This window comes from Asanoa sp. NPDC050611 (assembly GCF_040654855.1).
GTDB lineage: Bacteria > Actinomycetota > Actinomycetes > Mycobacteriales > Micromonosporaceae > Asanoa.
This window is the reverse complement of record NZ_JBFAIU010000405.1, coordinates 1-6,115: the sequence shown is the minus strand read 5'-3', so window position 1 is coordinate 6,115 and position 6,115 is coordinate 1. Positions and strand designations below refer to the sequence as shown.

General features: G+C 73.7%; 6 protein-coding genes and 2 pseudogenes. 4 read left to right on the top strand and 4 right to left on the bottom strand.

Features of this window, described 5'->3' with window-relative positions:
• Nucleotides 1-60: 60 nt before the first annotated feature.
• Complete coding sequence (locus tag AB0H87_RS36570) at nucleotides 61-333, top strand: hypothetical protein (protein WP_360156616.1); 273 nt, start codon at nucleotides 61-63, stop codon at nucleotides 331-333.
• Between the two features lie 21 nt (nucleotides 334-354).
• On the opposite strand, the gene AB0H87_RS36565 is transcribed toward AB0H87_RS36570, so the two are convergent.
• The 4 genes and pseudogenes from AB0H87_RS36565 to AB0H87_RS36550 form a co-directional block, all read right to left on the bottom strand.
• Nucleotides 355-693, bottom strand: coding sequence for a DUF952 domain-containing protein (locus AB0H87_RS36565; protein WP_360156614.1), 339 nt, complete (start codon nucleotides 691-693; stop codon nucleotides 355-357).
• The gene (locus AB0H87_RS36560; protein ID WP_360156611.1) at nucleotides 690-1,247 is read right to left on the bottom strand and encodes a GNAT family N-acetyltransferase; all 558 of its coding nucleotides are present in this window, start codon (nucleotides 1,245-1,247) and stop codon (nucleotides 690-692) included. Before AB0H87_RS36560 ends, AB0H87_RS36565 begins: the two co-directional genes overlap by 4 nt.
• 13 nt (nucleotides 1,248-1,260) lie before the next feature.
• A pseudogene (locus tag AB0H87_RS36555) lies at nucleotides 1,261-1,941 on the bottom strand (ABC transporter permease); the annotation flags it as partial.
• Between the two features lie 76 nt (nucleotides 1,942-2,017).
• Nucleotides 2,018-2,662, bottom strand: a pseudogene (locus tag AB0H87_RS36550) (ABC transporter ATP-binding protein); the annotation flags it as partial.
• 181 nt (nucleotides 2,663-2,843) lie between these two features.
• Here AB0H87_RS36550 and AB0H87_RS36545 point away from each other — a divergent pair.
• From AB0H87_RS36545 to AB0H87_RS36535, 3 genes are all read left to right on the top strand, one after another.
• Complete coding sequence (locus tag AB0H87_RS36545; protein ID WP_360156608.1) at nucleotides 2,844-3,758, top strand: MarR family transcriptional regulator; 915 nt, start codon at nucleotides 2,844-2,846, stop codon at nucleotides 3,756-3,758.
• A 144-nt stretch (nucleotides 3,759-3,902) separates the two neighbouring features.
• On the top strand, nucleotides 3,903-4,763 hold the full coding sequence (locus AB0H87_RS36540; RefSeq protein WP_360156605.1) for an MHYT domain-containing protein: 861 nt from the start codon (nucleotides 3,903-3,905) through the stop codon (nucleotides 4,761-4,763).
• 19 nt (nucleotides 4,764-4,782) lie between these two features.
• Nucleotides 4,783-6,006: an FAD-binding protein gene (locus tag AB0H87_RS36535; protein ID WP_360156602.1), complete on the top strand. Its 1,224-nt coding sequence runs from the start codon at nucleotides 4,783-4,785 to the stop codon at nucleotides 6,004-6,006.
• The last annotated feature ends 109 nt before the right edge of the window (nucleotides 6,007-6,115 follow it).

The window sequence follows — 6,115 nt, the reverse complement described above, 5'->3', positions numbered from 1 at the left end:
GCGTAGAAGTCGTTGTTGACCGGGCCGAACGAGTCGCCCCAGAGGCGCCAGCCGCCGTCGTTGGCCTTCAGCAGCAGCGGCGCCTCGATCGCGGTCTTCAGCCGGGTGGAGACCTACAACTACTTCGCCACGGACCCGGTGGCCGGCACCGAGACCTACACGCAGTCGGCCGGGCTGCGTTCCTCGTCCGGCACGGCGGCCGCGATGACCGGTGGCTGCGCGAGGCTGGAGGTCTGGAACGCGATCGGCAACGCGGCGACCACCGTGCGGGTCGACGCCACCGCCGCCGAAGGGAGGCAGTCGACGCTGACCGTGCCGTTCACGGTCTCCTGAGCCGGGTGGTGGCCGCGGCGCTCACGGCAGTGCCGCGGCCACCGCCTCGGCTACGGGGATGTCGTCGCGCAGCGTGATCGCCGCGACCACCGCCGCGATCGGCATCGGTGCGTAGAGGTGCGGGAAGAGCGCGCCGCCCCGCGAGACCTCCCAGCGCAGGTCGGCGCCGAGCACGTCGGGGTCGACGGCGAGCATGGTCAGCCCGGTCTGCCCGGCGAACACCCGGGCCGCGGTCTCCACCACCTGGTCGCCGGCGGAGAAGTGGATGAAGCCGTCGCCGCGGTCGAAGTCGGATCCCTCGTAGACGCCGGCGGCCTCGGCGGCGTGCCACTCCGCGGTGGTCAGCAGCTTGTAGATCACCGGCCAGAGCCTACCGGCGCGGTCGGCACCCAGAAGCGCAGTTTTCCGCCGCGCTGGTCCTCGAACACGCCGCCGTTGGCCTCGATCACCTTCCGCGACCCGACGTTGTCGACGTCGCAGGTGACGAGCGCGGACCCGATGCCGAGCGCCCGCGCGACCGGCAACGCCGCGCGCAGCATCGCGGTCCCGTGACCCCGTCGGCGCGCGCTCGTCCGCACGTCGTAACCGATGTGTCCGCCCATCTCCAGCAGCGTCGGCGTGAGTCGGTGCCGGATCGCCAGGCGACCGAGGTATTCCGGGCCCTCGACCCACCAGAGCGTCGTCGCCGGCACGAAACCCGCCGGCCGTGGCGAGTCCTCGAGCGCCTCCGCACGCAGCGCGGTGACGTACGCCGTGAACACGTCGAGGGCCGCCCACCGGTCGCCGTACTCCCGGATCTCTCTTCCGATCATGGTCTCGTCGGCGGCCGCGCCACGCCCCTCGGACCGGAACTCCGCCATCGCCGCGAGGAACGAACCATGGACGTCGACCGTGGGCGGCAGCAGCGTGGGCATGCCCGTGTTCCTATCACCCGACGCGCTGGAGCGCGCGCTCGCGGCGGGCCGCGACGAGCGAGCCGGACTCCCGGCGGGCCATCCGGCGCAGCACCACCGGGGCCAGCAGCAGGCCCGCCACCGCCCACAGCGAGAGCACGCCGACCGTCTCCAGGTGCCGCCACGAGTCGCCGAGCTCGACCGCGACCGCCGCGTCCGGCAGCAGGGCCGCGCGCATCCCGAGGCCGAGCCAGTAGAACGGGAACACCTGGGCCACCGCCTGCAGCCAGCCCGGCAGCGCCGCGAGCGGATAGAAGATGCCCGAGATCGCGACCAGGCCCAGGATCGGCAGGGTGAGCAGGCCCTGGCTCCGGGCGTTGCCGAAGGCCGCGCCGAGCACGATGCCCAGCGGCAGTGTCGCGACCAGGGCCAGGGCGAGCAGGCCGGCCACCGCGAGCCAGCCGGCGCCGCCGGTGACCAGGCCCGGCACCAGCAGCGCCGCCGGCACGAGGAAGATGGCCAGGTCGACGACCAGGCCGCCGCCGACGAGGAGCAACGTTCCCACGAGGTACGCGGGCATGCCGTGCGGGGTGGCCCGGGCGCGCAGCAGCGTGCCGTCCTCCCGGTCGGCGGTGAGCTGCTGGCTCAGCGAGACCATGCCGAAGGCCGCGTTCATGCCGAGGATGCCCGGCACGGCGAGCGCGCCGAGCGAGAAGGCGCCGAACTCCCGGCCGCGCAGGGGACGCGGTCGAGTCGGCGGTCGACCGCGTGAACGCCTCGCCCGCGCACCGCCAGCGGACCTCGTCCGCACCGACGATGTCCCGGGCCAGCCGGGCCGGGGTGCCGTCGGCGACGATCCGGCCACCGTCGAGGATCACGATCCGGTCGGCGAGGCGTTCGGCCTCGTCGAGGTCGTGGGTGGTGAGCAGCACGGTCGTGTCGAGCCCCGCGACCAGGTCGTGGAACTCGCGCCGGGCGACCGGGTCGAAGCCCGCCGTCGGCTCGTCGAGGAACAGCACCTCGGGCCGGCCGACCACGCCGATCGCCACGTCGAGCCGGCGGCGCTGGCCGCCGGAGAGCGTGCGGACCTTCTGCCCCGCCTGGCCGGTCAGGCCGACGGCGGCCAGCAGCTCGTCGACCGGCCAGGGTCGCGGGTAGTAGCCGGCGAGGTGGGCGAGCAGCTCCCGGACCCGCCACTTCGCGTGGTCGCGCCAGGACTGCAGGACGATGCCGACCCGGGCCCGCCAGGCGTCGCCGGCCCGGGCCGGATCGTCGCCGAGCACCGCGACCCGGCCCGCCGTGGGACGCCGGAACCCTTCGAGGATCTCGATGGTGGTGGTCTTGCCGGCGCCGTTGGGGCCGAGCAGCGCGACCGTCTCGCCCGCGCCGACCTGGAACGTCACGTCGTGCAGGACCTCGGTCGCGGCGTACCGCATCCGGAGCCCGCCGACGTCGATGACCGTCGTCGTCATACCGGCGGACGGTAGTTTTCGTTTCCGGGACCGTCAACGGTAAAGTCGTTGCCTGACAACGGATTCAGGCAATCATTGCAATGGCGGTGGGTGGGAACGCAACGCCCGTTGCAATGGGCTGCGGGTGAACGCAACGGAGGTCTCGATGCCGGGTGGCAGGCTGACGCACGACGAGCGGCTCGGGATCGCGGCCGGGCTCGCCGAGGGCCACGGGTTCGCGGAGATCGCCCGCGGGCTCGGCCGGCCGACCTCGACCGTGACCCGCGAGGTGGCCCGCAACGGCGGCGCCCGCGGCTACGCGGCTGACCGGGCGCACCGGGCGACCGCCCGGCGGGCCCGCCGGCAGCAGCCGACGTTCGCCGACACCGGCCCCGGCGCCGGCGAGGAGGCCCGCCGCGCCTTCGTCGAGGAGTTCGCGACCCTGCTGGTCACGGCCGGGATCCCGCGGATGGTGGCCCGCGTCCTGTCCTGCCTCTACACCACCGACACGGGCGCGCTGACCGCCGCCGACCTGGTCGAGCGGCTGCGGGTCAGCCCGGCCTCGGTGTCCAAGGCGGTCGGCTACCTCGCCGACCTCGACCTGCTGCGGCGCGAGCGGTCCGGCCGGCGCGAGCGGTACGTCGTCGACGACGACGTGTGGCTGCGGGCCTGGGCCACCAACGCCCGCGTCCACCTGGCCTGGGCCGAGGCGGCCGGGCGCGGCGTGGCGGTGTTCGGCGCGCGCACACCCGCGGGCGCCCGGCTGGCCGAGATGGCGGAGTTCTTCGGCCGGCTCGGCGACGACATGTCCGGTGGCCCGGCCGACGCCGCGGTCGCCGACGTGCTGACCGTCACCGCCGCGCTGGTGCAGGTGGGTGCGCCCGTGAGCCGCGCCGCACTGGCCGCCGGGCTCGGCTGGGCGGCCGACCGGGTCGGCGCCGCGCTGCAGGACGCGGTCCGCCGGCCCGACCTGACCGGTCCGGTCACGGTGCGCCGGATACGCGGGTCGCGTTACGCGGCAATAGCCCGCCTTTCGGACGAACAACGCCACGCATTGACCGCTGTCGTCCGGTCAACCTGACGTTACGCAGCGGTTTCTGGCCGAAAGTGGCATGGCCATCGTCCCATCGGTAGGACATTGTTGATCTCGCAACCAGGGTGGCGGAGACGGAAGCGGATAATGGCGCACATTGACCAATTCGGGTATGGCTGGATTACTCCGGCGTTGAGCTACGCGCTGTCGGTCCTGGGCTCTGTCCTCGGTCTGATCTGCGCCCAGCGCGCGCGGGAGGCGCACGGCACGGCACAACGGGCGTGGTGGCTGATGCTCGCCGCCTGGGCGATCGGCGGCACCGCGATCTGGAGCATGCACTTCATGGCGATGCTCGGCTTCTCGGTCACCGGGGCGCCCATCCGCTACGACATCGGGCTCACCGCGGCCAGCGCACTGCTCGCCATCGTGACGGTCGGCATCGGGCTGTTCATCGCCGGGATGGGCCGGTCGATGCTGGCCAAGGTGATCATCGGCGGGGTGGTGGCCGGCCTCGGCGTCGCCGCCATGCACTACACCGGCATGGCCGCGATGCGGCTCAACGCGGAGGTCCACTACGACAGCACCCGGGTCGGCCTGTCGATCGCCATCGCGGTGGTCGCGGCCGCGGTCGCCCTCTGGCTGGCCACCAACGTCAAGGGCGCGCTGGCCCTCTTCGCCTCCGCCCTGGTCATGGGCGTCGCGGTCAACGGCATGCACTTCACCGGCATGTACTCGATGTCGGCCACCCTGCACGAGGAGCAGGGGACGCTGTCCGGCGCGACCGCCTCCAACCTGCTGGTGCCGATCGTGCTCGCCGTGATCCTGGTCGTGATCGGGCTGGTCTACGCGGTGCTCGCCGCGCCGACCGCCGACGACCGGGCCGGCGCCGAGTACCTGCAGAACCGGATGGCCGACCGGCTCGACAGCGTGACGGCGCAGGCCCAGGCGCAGGCGCCGGACCCGCACGGCCTGGCAGCCCGCTCCGGCGAGAACGTTCCCAAGCCGGGGGCCGACCCCCAGGGCCTGGCGTCGCGGTTCCAAAGCCGCCGCTGATCAAATAGCGTTGCTGCCCATGGAGTTCAACTGGGCACGCAGCCACCGGTACGGCGCCACGCGCCTGGCCACCCCCTCGACGGTCGACGAGGCACGGGAGCTGGTCGCGGGCGCCGACCGGGTGCGGGCGCTCGGCACCCGGCACACGTTCACCGGCCTCGCCGACACCACCGGGCTCCTGCTCTCCACGGCCGGCCTGCCGATGGACCTCGAGATCGACGAGTCCGCCCGCACCGCGACGGTGGGTGCCGGCGCCCGCTACGGCGAGGTCGCGATCGCCCTCGACGCGCGTGGGTGGGCGCTGGCGACGATGGCCTCGCTGCCGCACATCTCGGTCGCGGGCGCGGTGGCGACCGGCACGCACGGCTCGGGAGACCGCACCGGGTCGCTGGCGGCCGCTGTCCGGGCGGTCGAGCTGATCGGCCCCGACGGCGCGCTGCGCCGGGTCGCCCGCGGCGAGCCCGACTTCGCCGGCAGCGTGGTCGCGATCGGCGCGCTGGGCGTGGTGACCCGGGTCACCCTCGACATCGAACCGTCCTACGTGATCCGGCAGGCGGTCTACCGGGACCTGCCGTGGTCGCGCGCCGTCGAGGACTTCGACGCGCTCACGGGCGCCGCGTACAGCGTGAGCCTGTTCCTCGACTGGGCCAGCGACCGGATCGCGCAGGTCTGGCTGAAGAGCCGCGGCGACCTGCCCGCCGACCTGTTCGGCGTGGCCGCGGCCGACGAGCCGGTGCACATGCTGGCGGGTGCGCCCACCGAGGCGGTCACCGGGCAGGAGGGCGTGCCCGGCCCCTGGCACGACCGGCTGCCGCACTTCCGGCTGGCTTTCACGCCGAGCCGCGGCGAGGAGCTGCAGAGCGAGTACCTCCTGCCGCGGACCGCGGTCCAGGAGGCGTTCGCGGCCCTGCGCCCGCTCGGCCCGCGGATCTCGGAGGTCCTGCAGATCACCGAGATCCGCACCGTGGCGGCCGACGACCTCTGGCTCAGCTGCGCCTACGGCACCGACGTGGTCGGCGTCCACTTCACGTGGGTCAAGGACGCCGAGCGGGTGTACGCGCTCCTGCCCGAGATCGAGGAGCGCCTGCTCCCGCTGGGTGGCCGCCCGCACTGGGGCAAGTGCTTCGTCACGACCGACGTCGCCGGCCTCTACCCGCGGATGGCCGACTTCCGTGCGTTGCGCGCCCGGGTGGACCCGGCCGGCAAGTTCGGCAACGCGCTGGTGGACAAGCTGGTCGGCTAGGCCGGCCAGCTGCGCAGCGACCGGTCGAGGGCCTCGACCAGGTGGTCGAACGAGGCCGCGACGCTCTGCGGCAGGCCGAAGCCGCCGGCCGCGTCGAGGGAGACGAAGC

Excerpts from the sequence above, each read along its gene's own strand:
- AB0H87_RS36535 (WP_360156602.1), top strand. The coding sequence starts at position 4,783 with ATGGAGTTCAACTGGGCACGCAGCCACCGGTACGGCGCCACGCGCCTG.
- AB0H87_RS36545 (WP_360156608.1), top strand. The coding sequence starts at position 2,844 with ATGCCGGGTGGCAGGCTGACGCACGACGAGCGGCTCGGGATCGCGGCC.
- AB0H87_RS36560 (WP_360156611.1), bottom strand. The coding sequence starts at position 1,247 with ATGCCCACGCTGCTGCCGCCCACGGTCGACGTCCATGGTTCGTTCCTC.